The organism is Arcticibacter svalbardensis MN12-7 (assembly GCF_000403135.1).
GTDB classification, from domain to species: Bacteria; Bacteroidota; Bacteroidia; order Sphingobacteriales; family Sphingobacteriaceae; genus Arcticibacter; species Arcticibacter svalbardensis.
In genome coordinates this window covers 65,410-82,958 of sequence record NZ_AQPN01000145.1, presented here as the reverse complement: position 1 = coordinate 82,958, position 17,549 = coordinate 65,410, and the positions used below count along the sequence as shown (strand labels likewise).

The following is a 17,549-nucleotide window of genomic DNA, read 5'->3' as shown; positions in this document are numbered from 1 at the left end:
TTCATTCCGTTCTATAGCTAAATAGTCAAATAATAAAATTTTAACATGTCAAGATTAAATTTATTAGAAGAAACACGTTATGAGAAATTACCGGTAACGGTATTTCCAGACTCCGCATCAGCATCTCTTTCTGTAGCAAAAAGAATTGCCGATTTAATTAAAAGCAAACAACTTTTAGGAGAAAATGCGGTATTGGGACTAGCTACAGGGGCAACGCCGATAGAAGTTTATGCCGAATTAGTTCGTATGCATAAAGAAGATGGGTTAAGCTTTTCTAATGTAATCACTTTTAATCTGGATGAATACTTTCCGATGCAGCCTGATGCGGTGCAGAGTTATGTGCATTTCATGAAAGAGCAGCTTTTTGATCATATTGACATCGATATGAACAATGTGCATATCCCGGATGGTACACTGGCAAAAGAAGATATTGCAGCATTTTGTCTGGAATATGAGAGAATGATTAGTTCGATTGGTGGTTTAGATTTACAAATTCTCGGTATTGGTCGTACTGGTCATATCGGTTTCAATGAACCAGGATCAGCTCCAAACTCAGGAACACGTCTGGTAACATTGGATGATCTGACTCGTCGGGATGCTGCACATGATTTTGGGGGTAAGGAGAACGTACCCACAAAAGCGATTACGATGGGGATAGGTACTATTTTCAAGGCCAGAGAAATTATTCTGATGGCTTGGAATCGAAAAAAGGCAGGCATCGTAAAGAAGGCAGTTGAAGGAGAGATCTCTTCAGATGTGCCATCTACCTATCTTCAATTATCAGATAAGGTAGGATTTGTGCTTGATGAGGAAGCGGCTTCCGAACTTACGCGTTTTGACACTCCCTGGGAGGTTAAAGATTGTATCTGGGACGCGCTGTTAATTAAAAAGGCCGTAATATGGTTGGCTAAGACACTTAAAAAACCTATTCTTAAGCTTACTGAAGAGGATTATAATAATCATGGCATGGCTCAGCTCGCAGTAGAGCAAGGACCTGTTTACAACATAAATATTAATATATTCAATCAGGTTCAGCATACAATAACAGGCTGGCCGGGAGGTAAACCTAATGCAGATGATAGTCAGCGTCCGGAACGTGCTATCCCTGCAGTGAAACGTACCATTATATTTTCTCCACATCCGGATGATGATGTGATCTCTATGGGTGGAACATTTATCCGTTTGGCCGATCAGGGTCATAACCTGCATGTAGCTTATCAGACATCAGGAAATACAGCGGTATGGGATGATGAAGTTCTGCGTTATGCGGAATTTGCTATGGATTTTGCCAGAGCAAGAGGAAAAGATGTTACTGATCAGGAAAAGGCATATGAAGAGATGCGCAGATTTATAGCTGTAAAACAACCAAATCAACCTGATTCAAATGAAATAAGGGCCATTAAAGCGCTGATCAGAAAAGGGGAGGCTACTGCAGGGGCAAGGTTTGCAGGTCTTCCTGATGAAAAGATTCACTTTATGGATCTTCCATTTTATGACAGACAAAAAACAGAAAAGAATGTATCTTTTGAAGATGATATCGTCCTTACGATGAAATTGCTTCAGCAGATTCAGCCACAACAGGTTTTTGCAGCAGGCGACTTTGCAGATCCTCATGGTACACATAAAGTGTGTTTCGATATTCTTCTGGAAGCCTTAACCCGTTTAAAAGCAACTGAAGAATGGACCAAAGATTGTTGGTTATGGCTTTATAGAGGTGCATGGCATGAATTTGAAGTGCACGAAATTGAAATGGCTGTTCCTCTTTCTCCTCAGGAAGTAGAACTTAAAAAGATGGCTATTTACAAACATCAGTCACAAAAAGACCTTCCCGTATTCCCTGGTGATGATGCCCGTGAGTTTTGGGTGCGAGCTGAAGAACGAAACCGTGAAACAGCAAAATCATATGACCAACTTGGTTTGGCAGAATATGAAGCAATGGAAGCATTTGTAAGATATAAGTTTTAAGTTTGATGAAGCAAATAGAATTAGTATAAAAAATGGGAAAGCCTAGCACCTATTCATCTGAGCCGGTTAAATATTCCGGTATCCCTCCAATTGCAATTATTGGGGCCTTATTCTTTATTTTCGGGTTTGTTACCTGGCTGAACTCTGTTCTGATCCCTTATCTCCGGATCGCCTGTGAACTCAATAACTTTGAATCTTATCTGGTTACCTTTGCTTTTTATATCTCTTATCTGGTAATGGCAATCCCTTCGGGTTGGGTATTAAAGATCACGGGATTCAAGAAAGGTATGGCATTAGGTTTGGGCGTTATGGCGCTGGGAGCACTGGTATTTATACCTGCTGCAATGACCAGAACCTACGAACTGTTTTTGTTGGGACTTTTTGTACAAGGAACAGGACTAGCTTTACTTCAAACGGCTTCTAACCCTTATATCACTATACTTGGACCTGCAGAAAGTGCTGCCAAACGAATCAGTATCATGGGTATTTGCAATAAAGTGGCTGGTGCCATTGCGCCGATTGTACTTGGTGCAGTTACCTTGAAAGATGTAGATGTACTGAAGGTCCGTATCATGACAATGAGTGTAGTGGATAAGGCTGCAGAGCTTGATCTACTTGCCGGAAGGGTTATCGTTCCATACATAGTTATTATGGTGGCACTCATCATCCTGGGGGTTTTGGTTAGTAAGTCTAGTCTTCCTGAAGTAGATACCGACATCGAAGATGAGACGGTTGCTGCTGCAAATACAGGTAAGACCAGTATCTTCCAATTCCCTCATCTGATGTTAGGGGTATTGACCATCTTTTTATATGTAGGGGTGGAAGTTTTGGCTGGAGATACTGTAATCAGTTATGGAGCTTCTCAGGGAATTGCCTTATCAACGGCTAAATTCTTTACCACCTTTACTCTTATTGGTATGATCGTAGGTTATCTGGTTGGGATCTTTTGTATTCCAAAGTATATATCTCAAGCAAATGCGATGAAAACTTTCTCTATCATGGGAATAGTTTTTACAGTTATTGCACTTATGACACATGGATATGTTTCCGTACTGTTTATCGCCTTATTAGGTCTGGCTAATTCGCTGGTATGGCCTGCTATATGGCCGCTCGCTTTATCAGGTTTAGGACGGTTTACTAAAATGGGATCTTCTTTACTGATCATGGGTATCGCAGGTGGCGCAGTAATGCCGTTAATTTATGGACGGTTAGCTGATATATGGAGTCCTCAACAAGCATATTGGATTATGATTCCATGTTATCTCTTTATCCTGTTTTATGCAGTTAGAGGGTATAACGTAGGTAAAGCTGTTCTTGTAAAAGCATAAAAATAAATTTCATTTAATAAAGGAACCAGCTGGTAATTACACCTAGCTGGTTTTTTTATATACAAAGTTTTACAGGGTAAAGTTTTCCTTTAAACTGTGACTAACCGCATGCTGTTTTTTTAAGAAGTTAGCGCTCCCGTATAATTAGTTTTCCTTCAAACTGCTATTAACATGATTCTGTTTTTTTATAAAGTAACAGACGTGCAAAGCTGTAAGAGATTACAAGTATTGTTATTAAAAAGCTAATTTTATCGAATCAATACCCATCAATTAAATTGTAACCATGAACCTTATTCGCAGGTACTTTCTATCCTTATCCTTATTGTTATTCATTCATGCTGCATTCGTGACTAAAGTTGATACTGTTAAAACCCTTAGCACTGCCATGAACAAAACGATTAAAGCAGTTGTAATTATATTTAACTATTAGAAATCACTATAAAAAACTATAGGTAGTACGAGTCCATTTATAAGAAGTTGCAAGCGTTTTCGTTATTGCAATTCACTGATAATCAGCTTTCTGTTCTATAGTTTCCTTTACGACTTCGGATCAGAATCAATCCAATAAATAGACCTGCAAAAATACAGCCTATCCAGGCGATGTAATCGCCATATCGTACATAAAAGGTCAGATCGCTGTTGAGATTAATATCTTGCTTTAAAGCTGTTGGCACCCACCATTTACTGGACTGCACAATATCGCCCCGCTGATTAATGAATCCAGAGATCCCGGTATTGGCTGACCTGGCAACCCAACGACGTGTTTCAATTGCCCGAAGTTTGGCATAGGCGAAGTGCTGATCCTTACCGGATGTATTGCCCCACCAGGCATCATTCGTGATAATGGCTATGAACTGTGCCCCATCTTTTACATAATCGGCCACGTAGCTTCCCCAAATGGATTCGTAACAAATTACAGGCGCTGCTGCTAAACCACTTTGCGTATAGAAAACACTGGGATGATCCTGTTTGCCAAAACCTCCTGAAGATCCTCCAAATGAAGCAAATACAGGTTTCAGAAAGCTTAAGGCTGTTGCAAAAGGAAGGGATTCTACTCCGGGAACGAGTTTGGATTTGTGATAAAATTGCACTTTGGAGGAGTTCTCAATGTTAACTGCGGCATTATAATAGTCCAGATACTTACCTGCACTTTTATTAAATGCAGCAGTAGGGGTTTCCTGCTTATCATATAAGTTAAAACTTTCTATGCCCGTGAGCACATTCCCGTTTTTATACTTGGAAAGAAACTGCTGAATGCGGAGATAGCTGGGGTTTTCCCGGATGGTATACTCCTCTATAAATTGGGGAACGGCTGTTTCTGGCCAGATAAAGTATTCTGTATTGGCTTGTCCCAGTGAATCAGAGAGATGGATGAGATGATCAATCTGTACATCTGCCGGTTTCTCCCATTTATCGTAGGGATTTACATTGGGTTGCACCACCACAATATTGGCAGGGTTTACAGCTTCTGTGTATAGGGTATAGATGATCATAGAAAAAGTGATCGGCACAACTATCCAGACAGAGAGTGCCATGGTAAGTTTTTTCTTGAGTTTAAGGCCTTCATCAACCGTGTCATTTTGAGCCCCTATTTCAAAAGCCAGTATATTGGCAATTAAGATCCATAATGTTCCACCATAAACACCAGTATACTCATACCACTGCACTAAGCTACTTGTTTCGGCAAAGCCATTGCCCAGGTTCATCCATGGAAAGGCAAGATCCCAGGTTTGATGCAGATATTCGTATGCGATCCAGAAGCTAATCAGTCCTGCATAACTCAACATTTTCCCTGCTACCCTTCTCATCTTATAATAAAGCCAAAAGGCCAGGGTCATCAGTACGGCGGCAAGGCCAAAGGGAATGATAGAGATCAAGCAGGCAACCCATACGGGCAGCACCGCATTTAAGGAATTAAAAACCCAGTAAATGGAGGCCGTATTCCAGATTAAATAAGTCAGGCCAGCAATAAAGAAGACCTTTCTACCCTTGGCAGGTTGATCCGAGAGGATCACACTTTCGATAGCTCGCAGCAAAGGCACAAGTGCGACAAGCAAAATTGGTGCAGTGAATTGCATAGGAGGCCATGCGATCCACAATAGAAAAGCACTGATGAGGGCAAGGAAATAATTTCTTTTCACCTAGAACTGGGATAAAATATCAGATTTTTTAGCTTCGTATTCTTCCTGGGAGATTAACTGCTTTTCAAACAGGACTTTCAGCTTTTTAAGCTTTAGCGTAATTTCATCTTCAGGCTCTACAGCAGGTTCAGGAATGGGTGCAAAGGCCTGGGGTTCTACAACAGGTTCAGCTTTAAATTCAATACTTTCTGGTTTAGAGATGGGTAATTCTGCTGCAGGTGGAGTATGTTGCATAAATTGAGTTGACTTTTTTAAGTCATTCTCTAGCTGCTCCTGACGTAATTGTTGTTCCTTTCGGGATTGCTCCTGCTCCAACTCATCTTTTATTCTGTCAATCTGCTGGTTGGAACTTTGATATAGCTTACGAGCCTGTACTTTAGGAATATAATCTACTGTAAAATTCTCTCCCCGAACGGGCACTGCAGTAAAGCGTGCTCCAAAAAACTCTTCTTTAAAAGAGACCTCTTTGATGTCCTTCCAGGAGAAGATCTCAAAGTTGGTGGTTAGTCCCATGTTGCCTGGGATACAAAAGAACAAGCGTTTGTTGGTGATTACAATAGAATCGGGCACGAGTGTTACCGCTGGTTTTTTCTGAATAGCCAGGTAGAGAACTTCTTCACCCGGTGTAAGCATATCATTCAGTTTCGCTAAGATTTTTTCTGTTGCCTTAGGATCCTGCTCATCAGTTAAAAATTGCTCAAAGTTCATCTTCAGTATAGTTTTTAATATTTTTCTTTACTTCTTTTCCAGCTAAAACAAGCACAAATTCACCTTTTAACGTATGTGTCTCGTAATAGGTTTTAATTTCAGCTAATGAACCTCTTATGGTTTCTTCGAAGATTTTTGTAAGCTCCCGGGATACAGAAGCAAGCCGGTCTTCACCAAATACAACGATAAATTCGTCAAGAGATTTTAGCACACGATGTGGGGATTCATAGATAATCATAGTCCGCGGTTCCTCGGCCAACTCCTTTAAGCGGGTCTGTCGACCTTTCTTTACGGGCAGGAAGCCTTCGAAGATAAAACGGTCGGTAGGTAATCCGGAATTTACTAGGGCAGGCACAAAAGCGGTTGCTCCCGGCAGGCATTCGATAGCGATATCATTTTTCAACACCTCCCGTACGAGGTAGAATCCAGGATCGGATATAGCGGGTGTACCGGCATCGGTGATCAATGCAATCTGCTGTCCCTCTTTAAGAAAGCGTACAATTTCTGAACTGGCCTTATGCTCATTGTGCTGATGGTGAGCATACACTTTTTTATCAACACCGAAATGTTTTAATAAAGGCGCACTGGTTCGCGTGTCTTCAGCGAGGATTAAATCCACCTCTTTTAAAACCCGTATTGCCCGGAGTGTAATGTCTTCCAAATTGCCAATTGGAGTGGGTACGAGATAAAGTTTCCCTGTCATATTTAAAATAATGCAAAAACTACCTGTAAACTAGCCAAGTCATTATATCTTTGACAAAAATTTACAAACGATGCTGCAAGTTAGTTATATCCGCGAGAACAGAGAGAAGGTTTTAGAACGATTGTCTGTTAAAAATTTTAAACAGCCTGAAATTGTAGACGCCGTAATTTCACTAGATGAAGAACGCCGTCAAACACAGACCACTCTGGATTCGATTTCCGCAGAAGCAAACACCATTGCAAAACAGGTGGGTGAGTTGATGCGACAAGGTAAAAAAGAAGAAGCGGAGATTTTAAAATCCCGTACAGTAACCATAAAAGAACAGATTAAAACACTTAGTGAAAAATTAAACAAAGCGGAAGCTGAGTTATTGAAGCACATTGTTTTGATTCCAAACCTGCCGCATAGCAGTGTACCCCGGGGTACCACACCGGAAGAAAATGAGAACATATTTGAGTTTGGTGACAAGCCAGCATTATATGCAGGTGCTTTGCCTCATTGGGAACTGGCCACTAAATATGATATTATTGATTTTGAATTAGGGAATAAAATTGCAGGTGCAGGTTTTCCGGTTTATAAGGGAAAGGGTGCTAAACTGCAACGCGCTTTGATTAACTTTTTCCTTGATAATGCGGAAGAAGCGGGATACAGAGAGATTCAACCTCCTATTGTTGTGAATGAAGCATCAGGATTTGGAACAGGTCAGCTACCTGATAAAGAAGGTCAGATGTACCACGTTGGCGTAGATAACTTATATCTGATTCCAACTGCTGAAGTTCCGGTTACTAATTTATACCGCGACGTAACGGTTAAAGAAGATGAATTGCCGATCATGAATTGTGCGTATACACCTTGTTTCCGTAGGGAAGCTGGTTCTTATGGTGCGCATGTAAGGGGACTAAATCGTCTGCATCAGTTTGATAAAGTAGAAATTGTGCAGGTTGCGCACCCTGATCATTCCTATGAAATATTAGAAAATATGAGTGCACATGTACAATCCTTACTTCAAAAGCTGGAGCTTCCTTACCGGGTTCTCCGTTTATGTGGTGGTGATATGAGTTTTACCTCTGCGCTTACCTATGATATGGAAGTATGGTGTGCTGCTCAGGCACGTTGGCTGGAAGTTTCATCTGTCTCAAACTTTGAAACGTTTCAGAGTAACAGGCTGAAATTACGTTATAAAGGAAAGGAAGGAAAGGCACAATATGCACATACGCTGAATGGAAGTGCTCTTGCATTGCCCCGCATAGTTGCATCCTTACTTGAAAATAACCAAACGGAGAGAGGAATTAAAATTCCGGCTGCTTTAGTTCCTTATACTAAATTTGAGTGGATTGATTAATGATGATTTGCTGAATTTTTATAAGGAGAAACAAATAAACTCCTGATGGGCAGGAGCTCAAACTAACCAATTATAAACCTAAACCTTATTGTTTCTTAATATAAGATTCGGTTATGTTTCTTCTCAAAGATACAGTTGAGTTAAATCATTGCAAAACATTTAACTTTTTTTAACGTGCCGATTATTATATAAAAGTGAATTGATCTACTAATGAGATAGTTACAATAGTATTGTATCATCTATTTTACACAAGGTGTAATAAATTAAAACATAAAATAAAAAGCGGAGTTATAACCCAACAGGTAGTTATTGTTTATTATAGTTTGGGGTTATCTAAAGCATGTCAAAACGGATACTAATATTTGATGATGATATTGATATATTATCAATATGTACCTATATACTTCAGGAACAGGGTTGGGATGTTCAGACTTCAGCTCACTGCAATGATATTGTAAATAAAGTGAGAACCTTTGATCCTAATGTAATTTTAATGGATAATTGGATTCCTGAGTCGGGTGGAGTGATTGCTACGCGGGCTATAAAATCTGAACCTGATCTTAAAGATATTCCCGTTGTTTACTTCTCTGCAAATAACGACATCCAAACGCTTGCATTTAAAGCTGGTGCGGATACTTATCTTGAAAAGCCATTTGATTTAAACGAATTGGAAGATATGATTGAAAAAGTAGCACGCTTTAAGAATTAAATACCTCTTCAATTATTTTATGTGAGTGAATCTCTCCAAAGTTGTCGATATGCATGCGGTAATAATCGAGTACTTTGGAAAGGAGGTCTTTCCTGTTTACAGACGAGATCTTCAATAAATGCATACTATCCACATTCATAACTAAAATTTCGGAGAAGGTGCTGGTTAATTTCCCATGCAAATAGTAAGCGTGTCCAGGGACAAAATTTGTAAATACTCCATTTTTAAGATCAAAATAAGAGGAGATATTTTCATTGGTTCGCTCCGGATAAAAGCCAAGATATTTGCTTAAATGCAGTAAAAACCAGAGATGGAAATTACCAAGCCCATTCTCTAATTTATCGAGCAAAATAATACTGTGGAATATAAATTCAAATAAAAGCACATCATCATGATGTTGTCTGACGACTTTATATAATACCTCATTGAGAAAGAGAACAAGGCTGCTTTTAATTAGGTCGTAAGGAATTGTTTCAAGCAGAGGAGCATTACGGAGTTCAGAGATACGTTGAATATTACCATTCGGTTTGTGATAAACAACCATATCCAATAAGTGAAGTGGTTGTATCATATTCATTCGAATCTTCGCTTTTGGCTTACGCGCGCCATTCACTAAATAAGATTGTAAGCCGAATTTTTCAGTAAAAATTTGTGCGACAACACTACTTTCTGAATAAACAGTAGTCTTAAATACAATTCCCCTGGTTTTATGTAACATTTTTTCCAGGTGTAAATAGCCGTATTATTAATGGGAAAACCAAAAGTATAAAGTAAATTTTAAATCATATCAGCATTTCTATTCATACTAAGACTGTGCTCGAAGACTCTCTGAGTCATCATCATTATTTTGCATATCGGTTTCGCGTTGTTCTTTTTTTTCTGCCACAACGGCACGCTCTTCTACAATTCCCTTATATTCAACTTTGCGGACAAAAGAATAAAAGATAAACAAGAAACCTACACCAAATAAGATTGTTCCTACAATCATGGCCCATCCGTAGTTTTCTAACTCATTCCGCTTGATGGAATACCCCACCAGATTTAGGCCTACTCCCACAGCTACCATGACGAGGCCTCTTCGCATAAATTTATTCATACTCAAATTTAATCAAAGTGTATGCCATTATCAAGCAGGTTAAAAAACTTGATAATCCTATGATTATGTTGGGATTGAACACAATGCAGTATAATTTAGGCGTCATTAACCTTTGTTTTTGAACGCTTGATTAAAAATTACCTTCTAATTTCGTAACTTTGCACCTTAAAATTTGGGTTAAAGCACTGATGTACAAAGAATATAAACAACTGAATTTATCTGATACAGGAAAAGAAATCCTTGAATACTGGAAAAGTCATAAAATCTTTGAAAAGAGTATTTCTAACCGACCGGAATCAAAGCCATATACATTCTATGAGGGTCCCCCTTCAGCGAATGGAATGCCTGGTATCCATCATGTCATGGGCCGTAGTATCAAAGATATATTTTGCAGATATAAAACGCTGAAAGGCTATCGTGTAGAGCGTAAAGGCGGATGGGATACGCATGGCCTTCCAATTGAGCTTGCAGTTGAAAAAACGCTTGGCATTACAAAAGAAGACATCGGCAAAAAGATCAGCGTAGAGGAATATAACGCAGCATGTCGCAGTGAAGTGATGCGCTATACAGATGTATGGAATGACCTGACTGAAAAGATGGGTTATTGGGTTGATCTGGAACATCCTTACATCACCTACGAAAATAATTATATTGAATCCCTGTGGTGGATTTTAAAAGAGCTTTATAATAAAGGCCTTTTATATAAAGGATATACTGTTCAACCTTTCTCACCGGCTGCAGGTACCGGATTAAGTTCGCATGAACTGAATATGCCTGGTACGTACCAAAATGTGAAAGACACTTCTATCGTTGCACAATTTCGTGTGGTGAAGGATCAGGTACACCCGTTGATGCCTATTCTGGTTCAGAATGAGGCAGAAGATACTGTTTTTCTGGCCTGGACAACAACACCATGGACCTTACCTTCTAATAGCGCTCTGGCGATTGGAAAGAACATATCTTATGTAAAACTCCGAACTTTTAATCCCTATACCTATGTACCGGTTAGTGTGGTTCTTGCCAAGGATCTGGTATCAAAATATTTTAAAGCTGAGGGAGAAAATGCTTCTTTTAAGGAGTATAATGATGGGGATAAAATCATTCCATGGGAAGTTGCAGGAGAGTTTAAAGGCGCTGAAATGATCGGTTTACGCTATCATCAGCTTATGCCTTATGTGACAAATGAAAATCTTGAAAAAGAAGCTTTCCGGGTTGTGCCTGGTGATTTTGTGACTACAGAAGATGGTGCTGGTATCGTACATATAGCTCCTGTATTCGGTGCAGATGACTTTAAAGTTGCCCGTGAAAATGGGATCCCTGCCGTCATGATTACTGATGCCCAAGGAAATGAGCTTCCACTGGTAGATCGTCAAGGTAAATTTGTAGATCAGGTGACAGACTACGCTGGTAAATACGTAAAGGAAGAATACTATTCAGACGAGATCAGAAATGAACCCGATTTTAGGGCTACTGATGTATTGATAGCCATACAGCTCAAAGAAGAAAATAAGGCTTTTGATGTAAAAAAATACGAGCATAGTTACCCGCATTGCTGGCGGACAGATAAACCGGTACTTTATTATCCTTTGGATAGCTGGTTTATAAAAACAACAGCTGTGAAAGAAAGACTGGTTGAGTTAAACAAGGATATCAACTGGAAGCCTGAATCTACAGGATCAGGACGGTTTGGTAACTGGCTTGAAAACCTGGTTGACTGGAACCTATCACGCTCCAGATTCTGGGGAACTCCCCTACCGATATGGAGAACGGAAGACCGTACTGAAGAATTGTGTATCGGTTCTGTGGAGGAGCTTAAATCTAAAATTGCGGAAGCAACAGTATCCGGATTGCTAACTGAGGAGGAGTTTAAGAAACTTTCCGTACTTCAGGATACTTATAACAATGCCACGTTCGATCTTCATCGTCCTTATGTGGATGATATTATATTAATCTCGCCATCTGGTAAAAAGATGTACAGGGAGCCAGACTTAATAGATGTTTGGTTCGATTCAGGTGCGATGCCGTATGCACAGTGGCATTATCCATTCGAAAATAAAGATGAATTTGACAAGGCTTACCCGGCAGATTTTATTGCTGAAGGTGTTGATCAGACCCGTGGATGGTTCTTTACGCTCCATGCGATATCGGTAATGCTGAATGATTCTGTAGCATTTAAAAATGTTATTTCCAATGGGCTTGTCCTGGATAAAGCGGGTAATAAAATGTCTAAGCGTTTAGGCAATACCGTAGATCCGTTTGAAACGATTGAAAAATATAGTGCAGATGCCACCCGCTGGTATATGATTAGCAATGCCTCGCCTTGGGATAATTTAAAATTCAATGAAGAAGGATTAGATGAGGTACGCCGCAAATTCTTTGGAACCTTACATAATACCTATGCCTTCTTTGCCCTTTACGCCAATATAGATCGGTTTGAGTATGCAGAAATGGACATTGCACATTCATCCCGTCCGGAAATAGATAGATGGATTATCTCCATGTTAAATACATTGGTGAAAGATATTGATGGCTTTTATGGTGATTTTGAACCAACTCGTGCTGCCCGTGCTATTCAGGAATTTGTGGATGCGCATTTAAGCAACTGGTACGTCAGGTTATCACGCCGTCGTTTTTGGAAGGGCGATTATTCAGAGGATAAGATCTCTGCTTATCAAACGCTGTATACCTGTTTGAATACGATTGCTAAACTCATGTCGCCAATCGCACCCTTCTTTAGTGAGCGTCTTTTTCAGGATTTGAATACCATTACTAAAAAGGAAAGCGCAGAGTCTATTCATCTGACAGATTTTCCGTCATATAATCCAGAGCTGGTAGATAAACCTTTGGAAGAACGGATGTCTCTTGCACAAAACATTTCGTCTATGGTGCTTTCTTTACGAAAGAAAGTAGGTATCAATGTACGTCAGCCTTTAAATAAGATTTTATTGCCGGTACTTGATGCGAGTTTTCAGGAGAAGGTGGAACAGGTAAAAGAGCTAATTCTTTCAGAAACGAACATTAAAAGCATTGAATTTATAAGTGATACTTCAGGTTTCATCAAGAAGAAAGTGAAACCTAATTTCAAGGCTCTGGGTCCAAAGGCAGGAAAATCAATGAAAGATGTAGCCGCCTTTATTAATTCATGGACACCAGCTGACCTCGCCTTGTTTGAAGAAAATGGAGTCGCTTCATTCTCAAAGAATGGCTTCAACATGGAAATCTTCCCTGAGGACGCTGATATCAGCGCAGAAGATGTTTCAGGCTGGCAAGTTACTACAATTGGCAAACTAACTGTGGCCTTAGATGTTACGATAACAACGGAATTGAAGCAGGAGGGATTATCAAGGGAAGTAGTAAACAGGATTCAAAATTTAAGGAAAGATTTAGGTCTTGAAGTAACGGATAAAATAAATGTACAAGCTGCATTTCCTGAGCTGATATCTGAAGCTGTGAAGAATAATTTATCCTATATTTGCGCAGAAATTCTCGCAAATTCTTTTAACATTGTACCTGATCTTCAGTCGGGTGAAACGGTAGAAATTGAAGAACAGGAATTAACGCTATTGATTACAAAAGCATAAGATGGAAAAAAACTTAAAGACCAAGTACTCTGACTCTGAGTTGAAGGAATTCAAAGATATTATTTTAGATAAGCTTCGTATGGCTAAAGAAGAGCTTGGATCGCTTACGCAATCATTAAGCAGCCCAAATACGAACGGCACAGATGACACAGCTGGAACTTATAAGACATTGGAAGATGGATCGGCTACTTTAGAAAAGGAGCAGATTAATCAACTAGCTGCACGCCAGAAGAAGTTTATTGAGAATCTGGAAGCAGCAATGGTACGTATAGAAAATAAAACGTATGGTGTTTGTCGTGAAACAGGTAAACTAATTCCTAAAGAGCGTCTGCGTGCGGTTCCTCATGCTACTTTAAGTATGGAAGCAAAACTGAAACAAAATTAATGATGAAAGCTTATTTTAAGCCTTTTCTTACCGTATTTTTGATCTTATTAGCAGATCAAAGTTTAAAATTCTGGATTAAACTTAACATGAGTTTAGGTCAGGAATATCATATCATTGGAAATCGGGCTATTATACATTTCACTGAAAACAATGGAATGGCATTCGGTATGGAATTCGGTGGTGAAGCAGGAAAATTAGCACTTACCCTATTTCGGATAGTAGCAGTTTGCGCTATTGGATACGGCGTGATTCATTTAATTAAACATAAATATCACAGAGGACTGATTCTGAATGTTGCCCTTATTTTTGCAGGTGCAATGGGTAATATTATTGACTCTACCTTTTATGGCCTGTTATTTAATGAAAGCACTTACTTTCAGGCCTCTAAATTTTTACCTGTGGATGGTGGTTATGCAGGACTATTTCATGGAAAGGTAGTAGATATGTTTTACTTTCCGTTGATTGAAGGCACTTTCCCCAACTGGTTTCCTTTATGGTCTGGAGAAAGCTTCATATTTTTCCGCCCTATATTTAATGTAGCTGATGCTGCCATTTCAATAGGCGTTATTGCCATCCTCATCTTCCAAAAAACCTATTTTAAGGAAGAAAAGCAAGAAAAGATTTATCCTCATAATGAGATAATTGAAGAATAATTCAATTTGAATATATTAAGGAGAGATGCTGAAGTATGGAATATCATACCATCATGCATCTCTCTTTTAATTAAACACTCAACTATTAAATATGAAAAAGTTCATCTTAATTGCTCTAATCAGCATATTTGCCAGTCCACTATTTTCTCAAACTGTTGATACCCGTCGAAAGATAGAGGTAAACGGAACTTCTGAAATGGAAGTAACTCCAGACATTATCCGCATCTCAATTTCTTTAAAAGAATACCTAAAGGATAATAACAGCAAAAAGAAAGTAGAGATTAATGATCTGGAAACTAAACTGTACAATGCGGTGCAAGCTGCAGGAATTCCCAAAGAAAATTTAACAATCAATAATATTTCCGGTTACAATATCACTTGGGAGAAAAAGAAAAATCCAGACTTTTTAGTGGCTAAACAGTATTCGCTTAAAGTAACCGATCTGAATAAATACAATCAGTTAATGGAAGCGCTGGATCCTAAGTCCATTCAGTATACAAATATTGAAAGCTATGACTACTCAGGCATTGAAGCGCTTAAAAAGGAGCTAAAGATTAAAGCATTGAAGTTGGCAAAGGAAAAGGCTGGTTATCTTGCTGAAGCACTTAATAATAAAGTAGGCGAGCCCTTAGAGATTCAGGAGATCAATAATGAATCTTATCCTCAACCGATTTATCGCATGAATATGATGATGGCCAAAACAGCTGATGAGAGTTCATCTCCTGAAATTGACTTTAAAAAAATTAAACTTAACTATCAGATGAGAGTTGTGTTTGAATTGGTTAAATAGATGCTGTGTTGAATTCCAAATGTATTTTACTTTTGTTTTATTAAAGGCGGCTTTATGTTAGCCTCATTAGGGCAGTTCATTTTTTAATGGCTGCTCTAACTATTTTGTAAAACTTGTATGCCATTTACGCCTTACTGGATATAATCATTAAAAGGCTTGTCTGTTTTAAAGATTATATATATGAGTTCCAATATCTTCCTTTGTACGGACACTGCAGCTTTCATTTTAATACCATGTCGGGATACCAGGCGGACAAATAAAGCTTTATTTTGTTCATTAAATCTCATTGCGGACAGTGCTGGCATATGCATGGCTTTTCTAAGATGCCTGTTCCCTTTCTTAGATATCCGGGGTTTGCCTTTTACTGATGTGTCTGAATCCTTTAACTTTACATCCAGGCCACCAACTGCTTTTTAATTCTTTATCAGTTCAAATCCATTTGTTTGTGCTAATATGATTACTGCAGTAAGGTTACCTACACCCGGTATAGTCGTTATCAGGTTAATCTTCTTTACTAATTCTGCATCTTTTTTAATAATTGTAGTGATCTCTGCCTTAATTTCCAAATCCTGCTTATCGCAGCTTAATACGTTCAGTTATCCTTTTCATACTGCTTTGATTTGGAAAAGCTTCTGTATTTTCCGCATGTAACTGGTTCATTAATACGGTTCTGTCTGCAATCAGCTGGTCTCTTTCACTGGTTAATTGCTTCAGTTCCCGGAATGTTTTTTTAGGTTTTTGACATACTTCTAATTTCCTTCCAATCCAAAACGGGCAATAGCTTGTGAGGCTGTTTTGTCTGTAATCGCATTGACATCAAGGGTCCGGAAAAGTTACTGATCTTGTTGGGCAATACAATACTTGCTTCTAAGCCATTGTCTGTCAGATAATAGGCCAAGGATTCATGATATACCCAGTGGCTTCCATAACATAACGGATCTTTATGTTATTTTAACCTGATTTTCAGTCCACGTTGTTAATGCTTTAAATCATTTTTGACTGTTGGCAAATACCTTATAGTCAAACAATTCTATTGTTAGCTCCTGATTCATATGTCCAAGGGATACTACCAGTTCTTTCTGAGCTACATCAATACCTGCTACCTGTTTTAAAATCATCATTAATTTGTATGTTAATAATTTATAAGTGAATAACCTTTCTTCGTCTTTTCTCCTGGTTGGATATTGTGAATATATAGCCAACCTATATTTCTTACATACTGTTCTGACTCTAAAAGGTGAAAAAACGTGATGCAATATTTATTTATGTACATGCTTTTAATAACTGTTAGGGTCTAATTTTACTCTCACGTTTCTCACTTATTATATTAAATTTATTATTTTAATGTGGTAATGCAAACATAAGAGCTGACGCTACATTCGCCACCAGTAAACCCTATACCATATGATGGTATAGGGGGTTCTTAGCAATTTGTTCACTAACACGTCGCCTGCACCTGAAATGAGCTGGTCGAAGGATGTCCGGATTTTTCTCATAGCTATTGCTTTAATGATCGCTACATTGCGGTCTTCATTACAACAGCTATAGTTATGTAAAGTGCTTTACTTCGCAACAAAGCCTAAGATCGGATTTTACCCTTTACTTAACATAATCCTCAACAATTCATAATCGATTTTATGTAAAACTTTACATAAATCGGAAAACGAAATTATTTGTTTCATGGTTCTCATGAAGCTGGGCAGTCAAGCTCTATTCTTCCTTTGGTACCTGCAAATTACATCAGATTAATCCACAGGAATGGCTGACAGATGTACTGAACAGAATGCCTGGTTGCCCTAAGGAATAAACTCAAGGAGTTCCTCCCTCAGAACTGGTCCCCTCTTGTAGTAGCCTAAGTAGTTTGGCTACTACAGTTTCTCCATAAAACGGATACTGGTAAGCTCAGGACGTTCAAACTCAGCAGGAGTAACAATATCAGCAAATTCATGCAGGCTGATTCGTAGAACCTGCAGATTTTGAATATGACTATAAAACTCGCTTCTTTATAACCCCGTTCAACATTGTAGTAGGTAGCGGTTGATAATCCGGCAGCTTTAGCTATCGAACTGATGGTTACACCATTAGATTCCCATAATTTCTGTAGTGTTTGTCCTATGGTTATCATAAAACAAATATGAACTGATTGAA

At 38.8% G+C, this 17,549-nt stretch carries 18 protein-coding genes and 1 pseudogene; 9 read left to right on the top strand and 10 right to left on the bottom strand.

From position 1 onward, the window contains the following. The first annotated feature begins 45 nt into the window (after window positions 1-45). Together ADIARSV_RS19475 and ADIARSV_RS19470 are read left to right on the top strand one after the other, a co-directional pair. Complete coding sequence (locus ADIARSV_RS19475; protein WP_016197400.1) at window positions 46-1,965, top strand: glucosamine-6-phosphate deaminase; 1,920 nt, start codon at window positions 46-48, stop codon at window positions 1,963-1,965. Window positions 1,966-1,997: 32 nt separating this feature from the next. Further along, window positions 1,998-3,293: a sugar MFS transporter gene (locus ADIARSV_RS19470; RefSeq protein ID WP_016197399.1), complete on the top strand. Its 1,296-nt coding sequence runs from the start codon at window positions 1,998-2,000 to the stop codon at window positions 3,291-3,293. A 512-nt stretch (window positions 3,294-3,805) separates the two neighbouring features. Here ADIARSV_RS19470 and lnt read toward each other — a convergent pair. Genes lnt through rsmI form a run of 3 tightly spaced genes read right to left on the bottom strand, consistent with a single transcriptional unit; the run spans window position 3,806 to window position 6,845 of the window. Further along, the gene (gene lnt, locus ADIARSV_RS19465; protein ID WP_016197397.1) at window positions 3,806-5,434 is read right to left on the bottom strand and encodes an apolipoprotein N-acyltransferase; all 1,629 of its coding nucleotides are present in this window, start codon (window positions 5,432-5,434) and stop codon (window positions 3,806-3,808) included. Continuing rightward, a complete protein-coding gene (locus tag ADIARSV_RS19460; RefSeq protein WP_016197396.1) occupies window positions 5,435-6,142 on the bottom strand; it encodes a PH domain-containing protein in 708 nt (235 codons plus the stop codon). Beyond that, entirely contained in the window at window positions 6,132-6,845 is a 714-nt protein-coding gene (gene rsmI, locus ADIARSV_RS19455; RefSeq protein WP_016197395.1) for a 16S rRNA (cytidine(1402)-2'-O)-methyltransferase, read from the bottom strand. Before rsmI ends, ADIARSV_RS19460 begins: the two co-directional genes overlap by 11 nt. Before the next feature lie 70 nt (window positions 6,846-6,915). On the opposite strand from rsmI, the gene serS reads away from it, so the two are divergent. Further along, window positions 6,916-8,187 (top strand): serine--tRNA ligase, encoded by a 1,272-nt coding sequence (gene serS, locus ADIARSV_RS19450; RefSeq protein ID WP_016197394.1) that lies wholly within the window; start codon window positions 6,916-6,918, stop codon window positions 8,185-8,187. 340 nt (window positions 8,188-8,527) lie between these two features. Next, window positions 8,528-8,896, top strand: coding sequence for a response regulator (locus ADIARSV_RS19445; protein ID WP_016197393.1), 369 nt, complete (start codon window positions 8,528-8,530; stop codon window positions 8,894-8,896). Here the strand turns inward: ADIARSV_RS19445 and recO are convergent. Beyond that, entirely contained in the window at window positions 8,886-9,614 is a 729-nt protein-coding gene (gene recO / locus ADIARSV_RS19440; protein ID WP_016197392.1) for a DNA repair protein RecO, read from the bottom strand. The two genes, ADIARSV_RS19445 and recO, sit on opposite strands and share 11 nt — an antisense overlap. An 87-nt stretch (window positions 9,615-9,701) precedes the next feature. Next, entirely contained in the window at window positions 9,702-9,980 is a 279-nt protein-coding gene (locus ADIARSV_RS19435; protein ID WP_152439957.1) for a DUF202 domain-containing protein, read from the bottom strand. Window positions 9,981-10,180: 200 nt separating this feature from the next. Here ADIARSV_RS19435 and ileS point away from each other — a divergent pair, with 200 nt between their 5' ends. The 4 genes from ileS (at window position 10,181) to ADIARSV_RS19415 (ending at window position 15,401) form a co-directional block, all read left to right on the top strand. Further along, window positions 10,181-13,573, top strand: a complete 3,393-nt coding sequence (gene ileS, locus ADIARSV_RS19430) for an isoleucine--tRNA ligase (protein ID WP_016197390.1) — start codon at window positions 10,181-10,183, stop codon at window positions 13,571-13,573. A 1-nt stretch (window position 13,574) separates the two neighbouring features. After that, on the top strand, window positions 13,575-13,958 hold the full coding sequence (locus tag ADIARSV_RS19425) for a TraR/DksA family transcriptional regulator (protein ID WP_016197389.1): 384 nt from the start codon (window positions 13,575-13,577) through the stop codon (window positions 13,956-13,958). 2 nt (window positions 13,959-13,960) lie between these two features. Then, the gene (locus tag ADIARSV_RS19420; RefSeq protein WP_040300744.1) at window positions 13,961-14,611 is read left to right on the top strand and encodes a lipoprotein signal peptidase; all 651 of its coding nucleotides are present in this window, start codon (window positions 13,961-13,963) and stop codon (window positions 14,609-14,611) included. Window positions 14,612-14,702: 91 nt separating this feature from the next. After that, the gene (locus ADIARSV_RS19415; RefSeq protein WP_016197387.1) at window positions 14,703-15,401 is read left to right on the top strand and encodes an SIMPL domain-containing protein; all 699 of its coding nucleotides are present in this window, start codon (window positions 14,703-14,705) and stop codon (window positions 15,399-15,401) included. Between the two features lie 131 nt (window positions 15,402-15,532). Here the strand turns inward: ADIARSV_RS19415 and ADIARSV_RS22725 are convergent, their stop codons facing one another. The 4 genes from ADIARSV_RS22725 to ADIARSV_RS22960 all read right to left on the bottom strand — a co-directional run bounded on the left by ADIARSV_RS22725 (window position 15,533) and on the right by ADIARSV_RS22960 (window position 16,897). Continuing rightward, a complete protein-coding gene (locus tag ADIARSV_RS22725) occupies window positions 15,533-15,799 on the bottom strand; it encodes an IS110 family transposase (RefSeq protein WP_262482263.1) in 267 nt (88 codons plus the stop codon). A 15-nt stretch (window positions 15,800-15,814) separates the two neighbouring features. Next, entirely contained in the window at window positions 15,815-15,967 is a 153-nt protein-coding gene (locus tag ADIARSV_RS22720) for a hypothetical protein (protein WP_016197385.1), read from the bottom strand. 423 nt (window positions 15,968-16,390) lie between these two features. Beyond that, window positions 16,391-16,522: a hypothetical protein gene (locus tag ADIARSV_RS22965; protein ID WP_016197384.1), complete on the bottom strand. Its 132-nt coding sequence runs from the start codon at window positions 16,520-16,522 to the stop codon at window positions 16,391-16,393. A gap of 252 nt (window positions 16,523-16,774) precedes the next feature. After that, window positions 16,775-16,897, bottom strand: coding sequence for a hypothetical protein (locus ADIARSV_RS22960; RefSeq protein ID WP_262482260.1), 123 nt, complete (start codon window positions 16,895-16,897; stop codon window positions 16,775-16,777). A 233-nt stretch (window positions 16,898-17,130) separates the two neighbouring features. On the opposite strand from ADIARSV_RS22960, the pseudogene ADIARSV_RS23280 reads away from it, so the two are divergent. Next, window positions 17,131-17,208 (top strand): annotated as a pseudogene (locus ADIARSV_RS23280) (transposase domain-containing protein); the annotation flags it as partial. A 45-nt stretch (window positions 17,209-17,253) separates the two neighbouring features. On the opposite strand, the gene ADIARSV_RS19405 reads toward ADIARSV_RS23280, so the two are convergent. Beyond that, window positions 17,254-17,526, bottom strand: a complete 273-nt coding sequence (locus ADIARSV_RS19405) for a helix-turn-helix domain-containing protein (protein WP_040300717.1) — start codon at window positions 17,524-17,526, stop codon at window positions 17,254-17,256. Window positions 17,527-17,549: the final 23 nt, after the last annotated feature.